The organism is Peribacillus sp. Hz7, from assembly GCF_042136355.1.
Taxonomy (GTDB): Bacteria; Bacillota; Bacilli; order Bacillales; family DSM-1321; genus Peribacillus; species Peribacillus asahii_A.
In genome coordinates this window covers 63,375-78,708 of record NZ_JBHHJV010000010.1, presented here as the reverse complement: position 1 = coordinate 78,708, position 15,334 = coordinate 63,375, and the positions used below count along the sequence as shown (strand labels likewise).

The window sequence follows — 15,334 nt, the reverse complement described above, 5'->3', positions numbered from 1 at the left end:
AAAATCAAAAAGTAACAGAGAAACCAGCCACAGTGAAAAATCAAAAAGTAACAGAGAAACCAGCCACAGTGAAAAATCAAAAAGTAACAGAGAAACCAGCCACAGTGAAAAATCAAAAAGTAATAGAGAAACCAGCTACAGTGAAAAGTGAAAAAGTAATAGAGAAACCAGCCACAGTAGAAAATCAAAAAGCAATGGAAAACAAAAAGCAAGTTGCAGGATTGACTCGAGCAAACCTTGATGAATTGATTATAGCGCATCAAATGCTGATGAAAGCTAGAAACAAAAAAAACAATAAATCAAATGGAACAATGAACGGAAGTGCCAATCGTAATAATCGAAATAGGGAATTGCTGAATATGCTGTTAAGGGAATGGGGAAAAAACGCATAGTGAAGTAAAGCAGAAACTCTTTCTTTTTTCATGGACCCTGGATACCAAGTTAGTCTAGGGCGTAATAGACTTGTAAATAGGGATTTTTAAAGCTTTGGTGAGGTTCATCAAGGCTTTTATCAGTCCTTGGCTGCTTGATTCATCAAAAAATAATGGTGGTGTTTAAGATCAGCCACTATAAAAAACTCGGCCTATTCGCCGAGTTTTTTTGTTAGCAGCCTGGTAAACAGCCCCAACCGCCTGCTGCGAACCACCACCAGAAACCGAAAATGAGCAGCAACACGAAGAGGACAACGACTAGAGCGAACCCAAACCCCCAGCCTCCAGCTCCATATGCTACTGGGGCAGGCCCAGGATAAGCTCCAACGCCATAACCACATCCGTATGGGCCATAACTGTATCCCATAGAAATACCTCCTTCTTGTTGTGACGTATATTAGCATATGTAGCGATGTTTAAAAGAGATTGGGGCTTCGTCCTAATCCGATAAAACAGGCCTAGTGAGTAATACCCATAGTGGAATTTGCTATGATTTTCGAGTAGGACAGACAAGAACAAGTTTCCTCCTGCATAACAATAATGATAAGAGAACGCCAAAAGAAACGGGAGGTTATATTTATGCCCGGAATTCTTACCGCAATTGGCTATTTAATGAAAGAATTTTATTTATTAGTTTCTTACGTAAAAAATAATGCTTTTCCTCAGCCTTTATCCTCTCAGGATGAAAAGAAATATTTAAAGTTAATGAGTGAGGGGGACAGTGATGCTCGAAATAAGCTAATCGAGCATAATCTTCGCTTAGTTGCTCATATTGTTAAAAAATTTGAAAATACAGGTGAAGACTCAGAAGATTTAATTTCTATTGGGACAATCGGTTTAATTAAAGCAATTGAAAGCTATTCTGATGGAAAAGGAACAAAACTAGCAACTTATGCTGCACGCTGTATTGAAAATGAAATTCTCATGCATTTAAGAGCGACGAAGAAAACGAAAAAGGATGTTTCTCTTCACGATCCTATTGGTCAGGATAAAGAAGGAAATGAGATTAGTTTAATTGATGTACTAAAATCCGAATCTGAGGATGTAATTGATACCATTCAGCTTAATATGGAACTGGAAAAAGTTAAAAAATACATTGATATTCTGGATGAACGTGAAAAAGAAGTAATTGTTGGCAGGTTCGGCCTCGACTTAAAAAAAGAAAAAACACAGCGTGAAATTGCTAAGGAGTTAGGCATTTCGCGAAGTTATGTCTCTCGTATTGAAAAGCGGGCACTAATGAAAATGTTTCATGAATTTTATCGAGCGGAAAAAGAAAAGAAGTCACAATAATCGAATGATGAATATAAAAGACCTTCACGGTGCTGAAGGTCTTTTATAATACGGCCTCACATAAAGTCTTTATTTATTTTTCAAGAAATTAAAAAAAGCATAATAGATGTTTAGTCTTTGTCATACAAATATTCTCGCAGCGGTGAGTGAAAAGAATCCAATCATTAAAAAGGTTTTAACAAAAATTGGGGTAGCAGACTAATCAAAGCGGTTAATAAGAAAGGAGCCTTCTGCAAATCTTTCAGAAGGCTCCTTTCCATTTGTAGATACGTTTCCTACATCTTTTTCAGTCTCAATGGACTAATCATCAGTATAGATAATATAATCATGAGGAATGCGAAGAATACCGGTGTCACATATGGATAAGCTAAGAAGCTTAATGTGGCAATACAACCAGCGACCGTAATCGGTACACCCGTGAAATAACCGTTATTCTCACTAATGTTAAATCGTGCTAAACGAAGAGCTCCACAAGCGATATATAAAATAGTGAAAGCCGCTCCAGGAGCACCGAATTCTACTAAAATTCCGTGATATATAAGCAGAGCAGGTGCTACTCCAAATGAAATAATGTCGCACATGGAATCTAATTGTTTGCCGAGCTCTGACTCGATATTAAACCTTCGTGCAACCATGCCGTCAAAACGGTCGGCAAGTGCCGCCAGGAAAATTAAAAGTAAGCTTAAGTTTAATTGGTTGTTCATAACAGATATGATGGCAAATCCACCTAAGGATAAATTTAATAAGGTCAAAATATTAGCTGTTTGAGCTTTTAGTTTTCTGATAGTCTGGTCTATAGCGTCTAATAAAAACATTTTTTCACTCCTTTCGTAAAACTAGATTAATTAAACGCAAGTATTTATTATATAATAATATTTTAGGTGACACAAATTATGCAAGGGATTTATGAAATAATTTACAAATTGGTGGTGGGTGTTGTTTGTTTCCATTTCTTTATCGCTTTTTTATTGAACTGACGAATGGTAGGGTTACTTCAGCGTTGTTGAAAAACTTTAGTCAATCGCGCTTGAGTAAGCCTATTATTCCATTATATACAAAAGTGTTCCGGCTTGACCAGCAGGAAGCAAAAGATGACTTTGCTTCATTTGCAACTTTACATGATTTATTTATCAGAAAATTAAAGAGTGATGTAAGGCCTATTGCAGAAGGAGAACAAGCTGTTGTTAGTCCAGTTGACGGGATTTTAGAAGACTTTGGCGACATTCAGGAAGATAAAAAGATTATCGTAAAAGGGAAAACATATTCAATGGAAGAGATGCTCGGTGATCCCAAAACACTTCAAAAGTATCTAGGTGGAAAATATCTCGTGCTATACTTAAGTCCTAGTCACTATCATCGGATTCATACACCGATTTCTGGGGAAGTAACACAACGTTGGAGTTTAGGGCAGAAGTCTTATCCAGTTAATAAATGGGGGATGCTGTATGGAAAGGCCCCTTTGTCTAAAAATTATCGTATTATAACAGAACTTGATTATGGTCAAGGGTGTGTAGCGATTGTGAAAGTTGGAGCGATGTTTATTAATTCCATTGAAATTACAGATGAAGCGAAGCAATTACAAAAAGGACAAGAGTTTTCGTATTTTAGTTTTGGCTCAACTGTCGTGCTTCTTTTTGAGAAGGATAGCTTTGAGATTGATTCGGGTTTAGTTATACCAGCGAATGTTCGTATAGGAGAGAAGATTGGGTATATAAAATGACTGTATGAAACAACAGAGTGCTATAACATAGCTCAATAAAAAGAAAAAAGCTGACATACAGGTCAGCAGATCGATTCACTAATGGGAGTACAGATTTGATCTGTTAAAGATCTTCGTTGTATTTCGGCTTCGATTAAGCGAACAAACTCTGCATCTAAGTTTAATTGTCTTGCTTTGAAATATGATTCGAGTAATAAATCATCCGATAATATATGCATCATTTCGCCAATGTAGGCTGCTCACCTCCGAGTTATTAAAAATTAGAGAATGTTCTGTTTCATACAGTATGTTTTCCATTTGTTTTCGTTGGTGTATTCATACTGTATCAAAAAAGAATAAGAAGAACAATTGGTCGATTATCCACAATTACCAGTGGATAACTTGTGATTAAATTGTTTATAAAGGAAGAAAAATGAAAAGGAACAACAGGGATAATGTGGGTAACTTTATCCACAAAATATCATGTCGAGTTTTTTGTCGAAAACTTTTTGGTAGAAATAGGTAATAACCAAAGAAGCTTTGCATAATTAATGAAGTCAATTTTAAGAACCGTTAGAATTTTTTTGAAAGACGGGCGAAAATTAGATATGATGGATACGGTAAATTTTTAGGAAAACGTTGAGGTGTAACATGCTTAAATTATTTTTGCCAAGTGAACAAATAAAAAGCATTTTTGATATAACGCCGGAAGACTTGAAAAAGCGTGGGATTAAAGGGATTATTACTGATTTGGATAATACACTTGTAGAATGGGATCGTCCGAACGCTACGCAAAAGTTAATGGAATGGTTTGATCATATGCGGGAGCACGGGATTTTAGTGACGATTGTATCGAATAATAATGAACAAAGGGTACGTGCCTTTTCAGATCCTTTGCGTATTCCCTTTATTTATCGAGCAAAGAAGCCGCTAACAACGGCTTTTAAAAAAGCTTGTGTCCAAATGGGGCTTAAGCGTGAGGAAACTGTTGTCGTAGGAGACCAGCTGTTGACGGATGTGTTTGGCGGTAATCGAGGTGGGTTCCATACAATCTTAGTGATTCCTGTGTCACAGTCAGATGGGATTAATACAAAAATTAATCGCTTCTTTGAACGAAAAATTATGTCAGCGCTTAAACGAAAAGGAATGATAGAATGGGAGGAACGCAATTGAGCAATCATCAAGAGGTAGTATGCATCGGCTGTGGAGTAAAGGTCCAGACCGATTCTCCGAAAGAATTAGGCTATGCGCCAAAGTCAGCGCTTGAGAAGGAGAATATTATTTGTCAGCGCTGTTTTAAATTAAAGCATTATAATGAAGTACAAGACGTTTCGTTAACAGATGATGACTTTTTGAAAATTTTAAATAGAGTAGGCGAAACGGATTCATTGATCGTAAAAATTGTTGATATTTTTGATTTTAATGGCAGTTGGCTTCCGGGATTGCACCGTTTTGTTGGTCGGAATGATGTGTTATTAATCGGTAATAAAGTGGATTTATTGCCAAAATCGGTGAAGCATAATAAATTAATCAATTGGATGAAGCAATCTGCAAAAGAGTTAGGTCTACAGCCGGTTGATGTATTATTGGTGAGTGCGGAGAAAGGAAAATACATTGCGGAAGCTGCGGAAGCTATTGAGCATTACCGTCAAGGTCGTGATGTGTACGTTGTAGGTTGTACAAATGTCGGCAAATCTACGTTTATTAATCGCTTAATTAAACAAGTAAGTGGAGAAAGCGATATCATTACAACTTCTCATTTTCCGGGCACAACACTTGACATGATTGAAATTCCGCTAGATGATGGACAAGCGATAATTGATACACCGGGTATTATCAATCATCATCAAATGGCTCATTTTGTGGATTCACGTGATTTTAAAATCATTATGCCTAAAAAAGAAATTAAGCCAAAAGTATATCAGTTAAACGAGGAGCAGACGCTCTTTTTTGGTGGCTTAGCACGACTAGATTATGTATCGGGTGGAAGACGTGCTTTAACATGTCATTTATCAAATGAATTACATATTCATCGTACGAAATTAGAAAAAGCAGATGAATTGTATAAAAATCACGCGGGTGAATTATTAACGCCGCCGCGGCCGGAACAAATGGATGAGTTTCCAGAGCTTGTGCCGCATGAGTTTTCGTTAAAACAACCGAAAATGGATATTGTCTTCTCGGGACTTGGCTGGGTAACAGTAAATGAACCGGGAGCAAAACTTGTTGCTCACGTTCCAAAAGGAGTCAATGTTATTGTTCGTAAGTCGTTAATTTAATAGTAGGGTGATGAAGGTGAAGAAAATATATGGAGTAATCGGAGATCCTATTGCACATTCCATGTCTCCAGCTATTCATAATGATGCATTTGACCAAGAACAAATGGATGCGGTGTACCATCATTTTCATGTAACGCCGGAGTGTTTGCAGGATGCAGTAAAAGGGATGAAGGCGATTGGAGTGTCTGGCTTTAACGTCACAATTCCACATAAGACAGCTATCATTCCATTGCTGGATGAGGTGGATGAATTAGCACAAGCAATTGGTGCGGTGAATACGGTCGTCTCTCGGGATGGTCGTTATATTGGGTATAATACAGATGGGAAAGGGTTTTATAAAGCTTTAGCTGAGGAGGTCTCTGGAGATTTAGCTTCTAAAAAGGCATTAATCATCGGAGCGGGTGGTGCTGCACGCGCCATTTATTTCACCCTTGTGAAAGAAGGCGTGAAGCAAGTGGATATTGCCAACCGAACAAAGGAGAGAGCGGAGACCCTTATTTCAGAATGCCCATACGATAAACAGTCTACAGCGTTAACGATGCTTGAAGCAGAAGCGAATATTAAGGTGTACGATTTAATTATTCAAACGACATCTATTGGCATGAGTCCAAAAGTTGATGATACACCACTGGATGTTACAACTATTAAAGCTTCTGCTTTTGTAAGCGATATTATTTATAACCCGTTGAAGACAAAGATTCTTATGGAAGCAGAGCAAAATGGTGCGAAAACGCAAAATGGATTGGGAATGTTTGTGAATCAGGCAGCTCTTGCTTTTCAAATATGGACAGGCGTAATGCCCGATACATCTAGAATGGAACAGATTGTGTTAAATAAATTAGGAGGTCAGACATGCTGACAGGTAAACAAAAAAGATTTTTACGATCAAAAGCACATCACTTGAATCCTATTTTTCAAGTAGGAAAAGGTGGAGTAAATGATAATTTAATTAAACAGATTGGTGAAGCATTGGAAGCGCGTGAATTAATTAAAGTGAGCGTTCTGCAAAATTGTGAGGAAGATCGTCACGATGTGTCGGCATCCCTTGCAAAAGGTGCAAGAGCAGAGCTTGTGCAAGTTATCGGTAATACAATTGTTTTATATAAAGAATCACGAGAAAATAAGCAAATTCAATTACCATAAGGTGATTGTTATGAAGAAGATTGGAATTTTAGGCGGAACGTTTAACCCTCCGCATATTGGGCATTTAATCATTGCTAATGAAGTGTTAGATGCACTGGAATTAGATGAAATTAGATTTATGCCAAACTATGTTCCTCCTCATAAGGAGCAGACGGAAGAAGTGACCGCTTATGACCGCTTAGCGATGCTTGAGCGTGCACTTTACGATCATCCTTCTTTTATCATTGAAGGAGTAGAAATTGATAGAAAAGGTACTTCTTATACGTTTGATACGATGAAGCTGTTGACAGAACAAGAGCCGGACGCGTCGTTCTATTTTATTATTGGTGCGGATATGATTGAGTACTTACCTAAGTGGCATCGAATTGATGAACTGCTTCAGCTTGTTCACTTCGTTGGTGTGAAGAGACCCAATTATAATGAAGAGACAGAGTATCCGATTATTATGGTGGATGTTCCTCAAATGTTCATCTCGTCTTCCGTGATTCGACGGAAGCTGCGGACAGGAAAAACTGTTAAATATTTAATTCCTGATTCTGTCGTAAACTATATAAAAGGGAATGGTTTATATGAATCGAAATGAAGCTTTACAACTTGTGAAAGCACAGCTGACTGAAAAGCGGTATGTGCATACATTGGGGGTAGCGGAATCAGCCGTAGAGCTTGCTGAACGCTATGGAGCAGATGTAAAAAAGGCAGAGCTTGCCGCCATTTTTCATGATTATGCGAAATTTCGTCCGAAAGAGGAAATGAAGCAAATTATTATGGAGCAAAATATAACAAAAGACTTATTAGAGTATCATTCGGAGTTATGGCATGCACCAGTTGGCGCGTATCTTGTTGAACAGGAAGCAGGCATTACAGACCAAGAAATTTTAGATGCCATTGCTTACCATACATCGGGTCGAATTGGAATGACGCTGCTGGATAAAGTTGTGTATTTAGCGGATTATATTGAGCCAGGTCGCTCGTTTCCAGGTGTAGAGGAAGTGCGGAAATTGGCTGAACAAAATCTCGATGCAGCTGTCATTCAGGCTGTTCGAAATACAATTAATTTTTTAATGATGAAAAAGCAAGTAATTTATCCAGCTACATTTCATACGTATAATGACCTCATTAAGAATTTGAAGGAGAAGATGTAATGACTGAAAGAGAACTTCTAGTATTAGCAGCAAAAGCAGCAGATGATAAAAGGGCAGAGGATATTGTTGCCTTAAATGTGCAAGGAATTTCTTTAATCGCTGATTATTTCCTTATTTGTCATGGTAACTCAGAGAAGCAAGTTCAAGCCGTTGCGCGTGAAATGAAAGAAAAGGCTGAAGAAGCAGGCGTGAATGTAAAGCGACTTGAAGGGTTTGATGAAGCGAAATGGGTATTAGTGGATATGGGAGATGTGGTGGCTCATATTTTCCATCGTGATGAAAGACTGTACTACAATCTTGAACGTTTATGGGGAGATGCCCCTCGAGAAGATGTGCAAAGTGAATTAATGCCATGAGCTATGAACGCTTTGCTTACGTATACGATGAGCTGATGAAAGATGCTCCGTATGAAAAGTGGCTTGCGTTGTTAACGGCAAAGCTTGAGCAATATGGAGTTCAGGGGAAACGGCTGTTAGATCTTGCTTGTGGAACGGGAGAGATGACTATTGAGTTGGCACGAAATGGCTTTCATGTAACGGGTGTTGACTTATCTGATGAAATGCTCCTGGTGGCTCAAGAGAAAGCGTCTAAGCAAGGGGTATCCATTCCGTTTTATCAGCAAAACATGGCCGAACTTGAAGGATTGGGCAGTTATGACTGTATCACCATTTTTTGTGATTCACTGAACTATCTTAAAACGGAAAACGAGGTCCTTCAAACGTTTCGCGGTGTATATCACCACTTACGTAAGGGTGGCTTGCTATTGTTTGATGTGCATTCGATTTATAAAATGGAACATATTTTTCATAATAATACGTTTGCAGTTAATGAAGAAGAAGTAGCCTATATTTGGAGTTGCTTTCCCGGAGAGGCTCCATATAGCGTTGAACATGATTTGAGTTTTTTTGTACAGGATGCGGAAAGTGGATTGTATGAACGTTTTGATGAGTTTCATTACCAGCGTACGTATATGCCTTCTCAATATAAAGACTGGCTAGAAGAGGTGGGCTTTGAAGTGCTGGAGATTCTTGCTGATTTTGAGGAAGCGCCTGTAGAAGATCAAGCGGAGCGTATTTTATTTGTAGTAAGAAAATGAAACGGAGACTGACTAAATTTAGTCAGTCTCTTTTCTTAGGAGAAAAACTTTTTTAAAATGAGGGCAGGAGTTCGTCAGTTAGTTGCGAATATTATAATCATATCGAAATTGTTTTTCGATTTCCTCGATGTCTTCATCAAATTTCTCGTGCGTTGCTTTAAATAATTGACCAAGTACCTCGTGTAGTTTTGCTGCCTCTAACACTTTAATCCCTTCGCCTGTAATTCCCCCTTTTACACTCACTTTTTCTTGTAAAGTAGGTAATGTGTAAATTCCTTTACTTAATAAATCTCCAAGCCCGATTAACATTTTTTCTGTTAAAATCGTTGCTGTTTTTCTGTCAATTTCCGTTGATTGGCAAGCAGCGTCAATAAACGATTGTGCGAAAAAACTGAAAAAAGCTGGTCCACAACTAACGATATCCGAGCTAACTCTTGTAATATCATTGTTAATGACAACGGGTGTCGAAATCTTTCTTGCTAGTTCATGTAAATAACTCCTCCACTTTGGCAAACAAGCTTTACTATAGCTTAATAGAGAAACTCCAGAGCAAGCTCGATTAGTGATACTTGGGATAAAACGCGCGCATGAACAAGGAACTTCATGTTCAAGCTGAGCGACCGAGAGTGGACTTGTAATAGAAACAAGTAGTTGGTCTTTGTTTATATATGGTTTAATGACCTGTAATAGGTTGTGAATTTGTAAAGGTTTTACACATATGAAGATGACATCTGCTCGTTTTGCTATATCTACAGCTGTTTCGGTGACTTCGATACAGGCATATTTTTCTTGCAGCGCTAAAGCTTTGGAGAGTGTACGATTTGTAATAAGTAAATTGGCAGGCTCTAATGTCTTGGTTTCCAGCCATGCTTCGATTAAGATCGTCCCCATGTTTCCAGTTCCTATGACACCGATTTTCATACTTTCAACTCCCCTCACGTAAAGCGGAACCACTTCTAAACACTATGTAAAATCTGCTTGTATTATTCCGAATATCCATTTTTATAAGGAGAGATAACCTATGGATCTGTTCAGAAAAAAGAAAATGGCGGTTATTTCAGTTGTCATCTTAATTAGTTTTATAAGTTGTTTGATGTTCTTTTTCTCATCGAAACCGCAGGAAGCAGAGCAAGAAAAGATGTTTGTTGAACTGGAGCAACAAGAAGAGCAAGAGGTTGCTCCAGAAATAGATGAGCCAGCCGTTATAAAGGTTGATGTAAAGGGAGCTGTTCAAAGTCCAGGTGTATTTATTGCCGAACCAGGTGATCGAGTAATTGATGTGATTGAAGCGGCAGGTAATTTTAAGAAAGACGCCGATTTAGATAAGGTAAATCTTGCCCAACTCGTAGAAGATCAAATGGTGATTTATGTACCTGCTATAGGAGAAGAAGATATAGGTTTGCCAGAGAGCATAGATGTAATAGGCGGGGGAGCGAAAACAGTGTCAGGTAATGGGGGAACGGATGGTGATAAAGTAAACTTAAATACAGCCACGAAGGAAGAACTAGAGACATTGTCGGGTATAGGTCCAGCAAAATCAACAGCCATTATTGAATATCGAGAAAAAACGGGGAAGTTTGAACAAATTGAAGACTTAAAAAATATTTCAGGAATCGGGGATAAAACATTTGAAAAGCTACAAGATTCGATTACTGTCAAGTAAATGGACTACCCAAATAGACGGGAAGAGAGTAAAATTGAGAGAAAAGATAGTTGGTTAAGGGGAGAACATCATGAATCGAATTAGTTGGGATCAATATTTTATGGCACAAAGTCATTTATTAGCGTTAAGAAGCACATGTACTCGATTAGCGGTTGGCGCAACAATTGTTCGAGATAATCGCATTATTGCGGGGGGGTACAATGGTTCTATTGCTGGTGGGACACATTGTATTGATGATGGCTGTTATGTAATCGATAACCACTGTGTGCGTACGATTCATGCAGAAATGAACGCGATTATTCAATGTGCGAAATTTGGGGTACCGACAGCAAACGCTGAAATTTATGTCACGCATTTTCCTTGTTTACAATGCTGCAAGTCGATTATTCAAGCCGGTATTCAAGCTGTTTATTATGCCGAAGATTATAAAAATCACCCATATGCGATTGAATTATTTGAACAAGCGGGCGTGAAGATGGAAAAAGTTAAAATGATTCAGCCGATTGATGTGTACGGCAAACAAAAACAGGACTTTGTCGATTCTCTATTACAGCAATTAGAAGCAACGGGTGTTGACCAAGAAGAGCTGAGCAAGCTGCAACAAAAAGCGTACCAATTATTTAATGATTAAATAGGAGGTTTGCATGCCGACACACATCCTCTTTTTAGCCGTTTCTGCCACTTTAGGCGTTGCGGCTCATTCTTCTTTTCAAGTGAAGTTTATCCTCTATATTCTCCTCTTTTTTTGTTTTCTTTACTATCGTTTTAACGGACAGTTAAACATTTTATTGATGAACGGAGTCACCTTGTTAGTATTTTACATGGCAGCCTACTTATCAGATGTGTACCATCAAACAGGATATACAGGTGAGGAGTCGAGCTTTGAGATTACGTTTAGTACCCAGCCGAGTGTAGACGGTAATCTGTTAAAAGCCGCTGTGACGACGAGTACAAAGGAAATTCTCCAGTTACGTTATACCATTCCCTCTGAAATGGAAAAGAAAGCGATTGAAACTAATCTGCAAATTGGTTTGATTTGTCCTGCAACCGGGTCATTACTTGAGCCAGAGAAAAATCGAAATGAAAATAGCTTTAATTATAAACGTTATTTACAACAACAGCATATTTATTGGATTTTAGAAGCGAATTCTATTGTCTGGGCGGATTGTCGTGTAGGAAAAAAATCGATTGTTACAACACTTCAACAGGTGCGGCAAGCGGGCATTACTTATGTGAATGTCCATTTTCCATCTGAAGCGGGCAGCTTTGTTAATGCTCTTTTATTTGGAGATCAAACGTATATTAGTGAAGAGATATTAACGAATTATCAACGACTTGGAATTGTTCATCTGCTTGCGATATCTGGTTTGCATGTCAGCTTTTTAACAGGGCTGCTGTTTTATGGAGGGATTCGAATTGGCATAACTCGTGAGAAAATGATGATGGTCATTCTAGTATGTTTACCCATGTACGCGATTTTATCTGGAGCAGCTCCTTCTGTGTTACGAGCCTGTTGTATGGCTATGTTATTTTTTTTGCTCCTTTTGTGGAAAAAGAAGGTGTCAGCTAGTGGGACGATTGGAGTTGTCTATTTACTGCTGCTATTCGTTCAGCCTTCTATGCTCTATAATATCGGCTTTCAGCTTTCATTTGCAGTAACGTTAGCCATTATTATGTCGCTTACGATTGTTCAAAGCTATCCGCAAAAAACGATGCAGCTTCTTATTGTTAGTATTGTGTGCCAATTAGCAGCTGTCCCTATTTTGCTCTATCACTTTTATGAAGTGTCTGTTCTCGGGGTATTGTTGAATGTGCTTTATGTTCCTTTGTATTCCGCCTTTTTGCTCCCCTTTTCTTTAGTTGCTTTTTTTACACACCTTATTTTCCCCTCCATTGGTCAACTGATGATAGCCTTATTAGACCAAATTTTTCTTCTCTGTAATGAGTTGGCTGCCTGTATCTCTCGTTTACCACTGGCGTCGATTGTTTTTGGAAAACCTTTTCCTATTATTATGCTTCTGCTTGTTTTCGTCGTTATTTCCTTATTTATTCAATGGGAATCCGCTTCTTTATTTAAAAAGAAAATATCGATAGTGGTTTTAGTATGTATTTTATTCTTTCAATATCATATTCAGAAATTGAATCCTTATGGTGAAGTTGTATTTATTGATATTGGTCAAGGTGATGCAATCTTGATTAAGCTTCCATTTAACCAAGGTAATTATTTAATTGATACAGGTGGAGTGATTACGTTCCCGGTGGCAGAATGGCAAAAGAAGCGTAAAACATATAACACAGGCGAAGATGTTATTCTTCCGTTTTTGAAAAGTAAAGGGATTCATGAAATCGATAAGCTGATTTTAACCCATCCTGATGCCGATCATATTGGAGGTGCAGCAGAAATAATTGAACATTTTAACGTGAAGGAGGTAGTAATTGGAGAAGGCAGTGAGAGCATGTATCGGGATAAGGAATGGATTAAATGGGCATTAGCCAAACATATTCCGATTTCTACAGTGAAAAGGGGGGATAGTTGGTCGGTTGCTGGTGCTCAATTTTATATTTTACACCCTTATCAAAAGGACGAAGATGTGAATGAATCATCTATTGTATTAGCTGCCAAAATGGGCGGGTTAATGTGGTTACTGACGGGAGATGCAGGAGAGGGTACGGAACAAGAACTATTGAGGGCTTTTCCAGGTCTTCGAGTGGATATTTTAAAAGCAGGTCATCATGGTAGTAAAACATCTTCGTCAAAAGTTTTTTTGGAGAAGGTTCAACCCAAAGTGGCGATTATTTCAGCTGGGAAAGAGAATCGGTACGGACATCCGCACCATCAAGTAATAGAGGAGATGGAAGCATTACACGTGACGATACTGCGAACAGATCAAAAGGGCGCTATATCTTATAAATATCGTCATGAATCAGGAACCTTTCAAACCGTCTTGCCATAGGATGTATCGAGCTGTTCTAACAGAAGAGCAGGCGGGGTCAGCTATAAAAAAGAGACTGCCAGTGCAGCCTCCGCATCATGAGTCGAGTGTGCTAGGAGAATACTTAAGATCCGATAGCTTGGATAACAACAGCAATGATGAACATAGTAGCAAAAAATCCAAATGAAACAACGAAACCGATTGCAGAATCAGCTACATCGTCCGTTTTTGATTGGACGTCCTTTTCAAATTCGTTCATTGTCCATCCCTCCTATTTATGGTAATAGTATAAAACATTTCTAAAAATAAATCTACATGGCACAACCTCGATTTCCTATACTGACAAGAGTTGTCACAAATAGTTTGAATGTGTACGGTCAAAATAAATGTACAAACAAGACAGCTTCACCTTTCGCTTTAACCGCTGGATAGGAAAGTAACCCGGGCCTTTCTTAACAGCGTTAATATAGATTGGGCAAACGGCTCTGATGGCAGAGCCGTTCCCTTATAGCTTGTCAAATCGCTCTTTCAGCTATACCATAAGGAATAGAATACATATAGAAAAGCGGAATGCCTTGTCAGTTAGGCGTTAGAGCTAGATATAGAAAAGCGAGGACGAGTTCTATTGGTATTAGACGTTTGGAAGAATATAAAAAAAGGGCAATTTTCTCCTGTTTATCTTCTGTATGGAACAGAGGCGTATTTAATAAATGAAACGAAGCAATTATTGCTTGAACACGCATTGCATGAGGATGAGATTGATTTCAACTTTTCACAATTTGATTTGGAGGAAACGCCGATAGAAACAGCTCTTGAGGATGTAGAGACGCTCCCCTTTATGGGAGAGAGGCGTCTTGTTTTCATGCAAAATCCTTTTTTTCTTACAGCAGAAAAGACAAAGTCTAAAGTGGAGCATAACGTGAAGCGGTTAGAAGCGTATTTAGCAGACCCTGCTCCGTATTCCATTGTTGTTTTTACAGCACCGTATGAAAAACTTGATGAACGGAAGAAAATTACGAAAGAATTAAAGCGGAAAGCAACTGTTGTAGAGGCGAAAAAATTAAACGAACATGAATTAAAAAAATGGATTCGGGAACGAACAACTGCAGCTCATGTTGAAATGGAAGAAGCGGCAATTGAACGATTGCTAGAGCTCGCAGGAACAAACTTAATGATGCTTACGAATGAAATTGATAAATTAGTACTATATGTGGAAGGGACGAATCGAATTAACCAAGATATTGTTGAGGAATTAGTCGCTAAATCGTTAGAACAAAATATTTTTACCCTTGTGGATTCAGTGTTGCAGCGAAATGTAGAACGCATGATGACAATTTACCGTGACTTAATGAGACAAAATGAGGAACCGATTAAAATTTTAAGTGTGATGGCTGGACAAGTTCGTTTGATGTATCAAGTAAAAGAGCTTTCACGCCAAGGGTACAGTCAGCAAAAAATAGCGACTGTATTAAAGGTGCATCCGTTTCGGGTAAAATTAGCGCAGGAAAAAGTCAATCAATTTCATGAGGAAGAGTTATTACAGTTGATTCGGGAGCTTGCTGATGCGGATTATAAGATGAAAACGGGGCAGGGAGATAAAGTCATGACACTTGAACTATTGCTCTTAAAAATGAAAAGGTAATGAATGATTATGG

19 protein-coding genes and 1 pseudogene are annotated in these 15,334 nt (G+C 38.3%); 15 read left to right on the top strand and 5 right to left on the bottom strand.

Going from position 1 to position 15,334, the window contains the following annotated elements; translation table 11 throughout:
- Positions 1-392: pseudogene (locus ACE199_RS14575) on the top strand (hypothetical protein); the annotation flags it as partial.
- A 211-nt stretch (positions 393-603) separates the two neighbouring features.
- Here the strand turns inward: ACE199_RS14575 and ACE199_RS14570 are convergent.
- Positions 604-798 (bottom strand): YjcZ family sporulation protein, encoded by a 195-nt coding sequence (locus tag ACE199_RS14570; RefSeq protein WP_375350420.1) that lies wholly within the window; start codon positions 796-798, stop codon positions 604-606.
- A gap of 212 nt (positions 799-1,010) precedes the next feature.
- On the opposite strand from ACE199_RS14570, the gene sigK reads away from it, so the two are divergent.
- On the top strand, positions 1,011-1,724 hold the full coding sequence (gene sigK, locus ACE199_RS14565) for an RNA polymerase sporulation sigma factor SigK (RefSeq protein WP_119115608.1): 714 nt from the start codon (positions 1,011-1,013) through the stop codon (positions 1,722-1,724).
- A 275-nt stretch (positions 1,725-1,999) separates the two neighbouring features.
- On the opposite strand, the gene pssA is transcribed toward sigK, so the two are convergent.
- The gene (pssA, locus tag ACE199_RS14560; protein ID WP_375350418.1) at positions 2,000-2,539 is read right to left on the bottom strand and encodes a CDP-diacylglycerol--serine O-phosphatidyltransferase; all 540 of its coding nucleotides are present in this window, start codon (positions 2,537-2,539) and stop codon (positions 2,000-2,002) included.
- A 125-nt stretch (positions 2,540-2,664) separates the two neighbouring features.
- On the opposite strand from pssA, the gene ACE199_RS14555 reads away from it, so the two are divergent.
- Positions 2,665-3,444 (top strand): phosphatidylserine decarboxylase, encoded by a 780-nt coding sequence (locus tag ACE199_RS14555; RefSeq protein ID WP_375350417.1) that lies wholly within the window; start codon positions 2,665-2,667, stop codon positions 3,442-3,444.
- 62 nt (positions 3,445-3,506) lie between these two features.
- On the opposite strand, the gene sda is transcribed toward ACE199_RS14555, so the two are convergent.
- Complete coding sequence (gene sda / locus ACE199_RS14550) at positions 3,507-3,662, bottom strand: sporulation histidine kinase inhibitor Sda (RefSeq protein ID WP_375350473.1); 156 nt, start codon at positions 3,660-3,662, stop codon at positions 3,507-3,509.
- A 412-nt stretch (positions 3,663-4,074) separates the two neighbouring features.
- Here sda and ACE199_RS14545 point away from each other — a divergent pair, with 412 nt between their 5' ends.
- Genes ACE199_RS14545 through ACE199_RS14510 form a run of 8 tightly spaced genes read left to right on the top strand, consistent with a single transcriptional unit; the run spans position 4,075 to position 9,083 of the window.
- Complete coding sequence (locus ACE199_RS14545) at positions 4,075-4,596, top strand: YqeG family HAD IIIA-type phosphatase (protein WP_375350416.1); 522 nt, start codon at positions 4,075-4,077, stop codon at positions 4,594-4,596.
- A complete protein-coding gene (gene yqeH, locus ACE199_RS14540; RefSeq protein WP_375350415.1) occupies positions 4,593-5,702 on the top strand; it encodes a ribosome biogenesis GTPase YqeH in 1,110 nt (369 codons plus the stop codon). The genes ACE199_RS14545 and yqeH overlap by 4 nt, the downstream gene beginning before the upstream one ends.
- A 16-nt stretch (positions 5,703-5,718) precedes the next feature.
- Positions 5,719-6,561, top strand: a complete 843-nt coding sequence (gene aroE, locus ACE199_RS14535) for a shikimate dehydrogenase (protein ID WP_375350414.1) — start codon at positions 5,719-5,721, stop codon at positions 6,559-6,561.
- Entirely contained in the window at positions 6,555-6,845 is a 291-nt protein-coding gene (yhbY, locus tag ACE199_RS14530; RefSeq protein WP_127761436.1) for a ribosome assembly RNA-binding protein YhbY, read from the top strand. Before aroE ends, yhbY begins: the two co-directional genes overlap by 7 nt.
- A gap of 10 nt (positions 6,846-6,855) precedes the next feature.
- Positions 6,856-7,428, top strand: coding sequence for a nicotinate-nucleotide adenylyltransferase (locus ACE199_RS14525; protein WP_127761435.1), 573 nt, complete (start codon positions 6,856-6,858; stop codon positions 7,426-7,428).
- Positions 7,415-7,987: a bis(5'-nucleosyl)-tetraphosphatase (symmetrical) YqeK gene (gene yqeK, locus ACE199_RS14520; protein WP_375350413.1), complete on the top strand. Its 573-nt coding sequence runs from the start codon at positions 7,415-7,417 to the stop codon at positions 7,985-7,987. The genes ACE199_RS14525 and yqeK overlap by 14 nt, the downstream gene beginning before the upstream one ends.
- Positions 7,987-8,343: a ribosome silencing factor gene (rsfS, locus tag ACE199_RS14515; protein WP_119115598.1), complete on the top strand. Its 357-nt coding sequence runs from the start codon at positions 7,987-7,989 to the stop codon at positions 8,341-8,343. The genes yqeK and rsfS overlap by 1 nt, the downstream gene beginning before the upstream one ends.
- Complete coding sequence (locus ACE199_RS14510; RefSeq protein WP_375350412.1) at positions 8,340-9,083, top strand: class I SAM-dependent DNA methyltransferase; 744 nt, start codon at positions 8,340-8,342, stop codon at positions 9,081-9,083. The genes rsfS and ACE199_RS14510 overlap by 4 nt, the downstream gene beginning before the upstream one ends.
- Before the next feature lie 78 nt (positions 9,084-9,161).
- On the opposite strand, the gene comER is transcribed toward ACE199_RS14510, so the two are convergent.
- Entirely contained in the window at positions 9,162-10,004 is an 843-nt protein-coding gene (gene comER, locus ACE199_RS14505) for a late competence protein ComER (protein WP_252290886.1), read from the bottom strand.
- A gap of 100 nt (positions 10,005-10,104) precedes the next feature.
- Between comER and ACE199_RS14500 the strand changes: the two genes are divergently transcribed.
- The 3 genes from ACE199_RS14500 to ACE199_RS14490 all read left to right on the top strand — a co-directional run bounded on the left by ACE199_RS14500 (position 10,105) and on the right by ACE199_RS14490 (position 13,700).
- Positions 10,105-10,746 (top strand): helix-hairpin-helix domain-containing protein, encoded by a 642-nt coding sequence (locus ACE199_RS14500; protein WP_375350411.1) that lies wholly within the window; start codon positions 10,105-10,107, stop codon positions 10,744-10,746.
- 70 nt (positions 10,747-10,816) lie between these two features.
- A complete protein-coding gene (locus ACE199_RS14495; protein WP_375350410.1) occupies positions 10,817-11,377 on the top strand; it encodes a ComE operon protein 2 in 561 nt (186 codons plus the stop codon).
- A 13-nt stretch (positions 11,378-11,390) separates the two neighbouring features.
- On the top strand, positions 11,391-13,700 hold the full coding sequence (locus ACE199_RS14490) for a DNA internalization-related competence protein ComEC/Rec2 (RefSeq protein ID WP_375350409.1): 2,310 nt from the start codon (positions 11,391-11,393) through the stop codon (positions 13,698-13,700).
- Between the two features lie 103 nt (positions 13,701-13,803).
- Here the strand turns inward: ACE199_RS14490 and ACE199_RS14485 are convergent, their stop codons facing one another.
- Positions 13,804-13,938 (bottom strand): YqzM family protein, encoded by a 135-nt coding sequence (locus ACE199_RS14485; protein WP_119115592.1) that lies wholly within the window; start codon positions 13,936-13,938, stop codon positions 13,804-13,806.
- Positions 13,939-14,304: 366 nt separating this feature from the next.
- On the opposite strand from ACE199_RS14485, the gene holA reads away from it, so the two are divergent.
- A complete protein-coding gene (gene holA, locus ACE199_RS14480) occupies positions 14,305-15,321 on the top strand; it encodes a DNA polymerase III subunit delta (RefSeq protein WP_375350408.1) in 1,017 nt (338 codons plus the stop codon).
- The last annotated feature ends 13 nt before the right edge of the window (positions 15,322-15,334 follow it).

Bases quoted from the DNA above. Each gene is read 5' to 3' on its own strand.
- ACE199_RS14570 (WP_375350420.1), bottom strand. From the start codon at position 798: ATGGGATACAGTTATGGCCCATACGGATGTGGTTATGGCGTTGGAGCT.
- sigK (WP_119115608.1), top strand. From the start codon at position 1,011: ATGCCCGGAATTCTTACCGCAATTGGCTATTTAATGAAAGAATTTTAT.
- pssA (WP_375350418.1), bottom strand. From the start codon at position 2,539: ATGTTTTTATTAGACGCTATAGACCAGACTATCAGAAAACTAAAAGCT.
- sda (WP_375350473.1), bottom strand. From the start codon at position 3,662: ATGCATATATTATCGGATGATTTATTACTCGAATCATATTTCAAAGCA.
- ACE199_RS14545 (WP_375350416.1), top strand. From the start codon at position 4,075: ATGCTTAAATTATTTTTGCCAAGTGAACAAATAAAAAGCATTTTTGAT.
- yhbY (WP_127761436.1), top strand. From the start codon at position 6,555: ATGCTGACAGGTAAACAAAAAAGATTTTTACGATCAAAAGCACATCAC.
- ACE199_RS14525 (WP_127761435.1), top strand. From the start codon at position 6,856: ATGAAGAAGATTGGAATTTTAGGCGGAACGTTTAACCCTCCGCATATT.
- yqeK (WP_375350413.1), top strand. From the start codon at position 7,415: ATGAATCGAAATGAAGCTTTACAACTTGTGAAAGCACAGCTGACTGAA.
- rsfS (WP_119115598.1), top strand. From the start codon at position 7,987: ATGACTGAAAGAGAACTTCTAGTATTAGCAGCAAAAGCAGCAGATGAT.
- ACE199_RS14510 (WP_375350412.1), top strand. From the start codon at position 8,340: ATGAGCTATGAACGCTTTGCTTACGTATACGATGAGCTGATGAAAGAT.
- comER (WP_252290886.1), bottom strand. From the start codon at position 10,004: ATGAAAATCGGTGTCATAGGAACTGGAAACATGGGGACGATCTTAATC.
- ACE199_RS14500 (WP_375350411.1), top strand. From the start codon at position 10,105: ATGGATCTGTTCAGAAAAAAGAAAATGGCGGTTATTTCAGTTGTCATC.
- ACE199_RS14495 (WP_375350410.1), top strand. From the start codon at position 10,817: ATGAATCGAATTAGTTGGGATCAATATTTTATGGCACAAAGTCATTTA.
- ACE199_RS14490 (WP_375350409.1), top strand. From the start codon at position 11,391: ATGCCGACACACATCCTCTTTTTAGCCGTTTCTGCCACTTTAGGCGTT.
- ACE199_RS14485 (WP_119115592.1), bottom strand. From the start codon at position 13,938: ATGAACGAATTTGAAAAGGACGTCCAATCAAAAACGGACGATGTAGCT.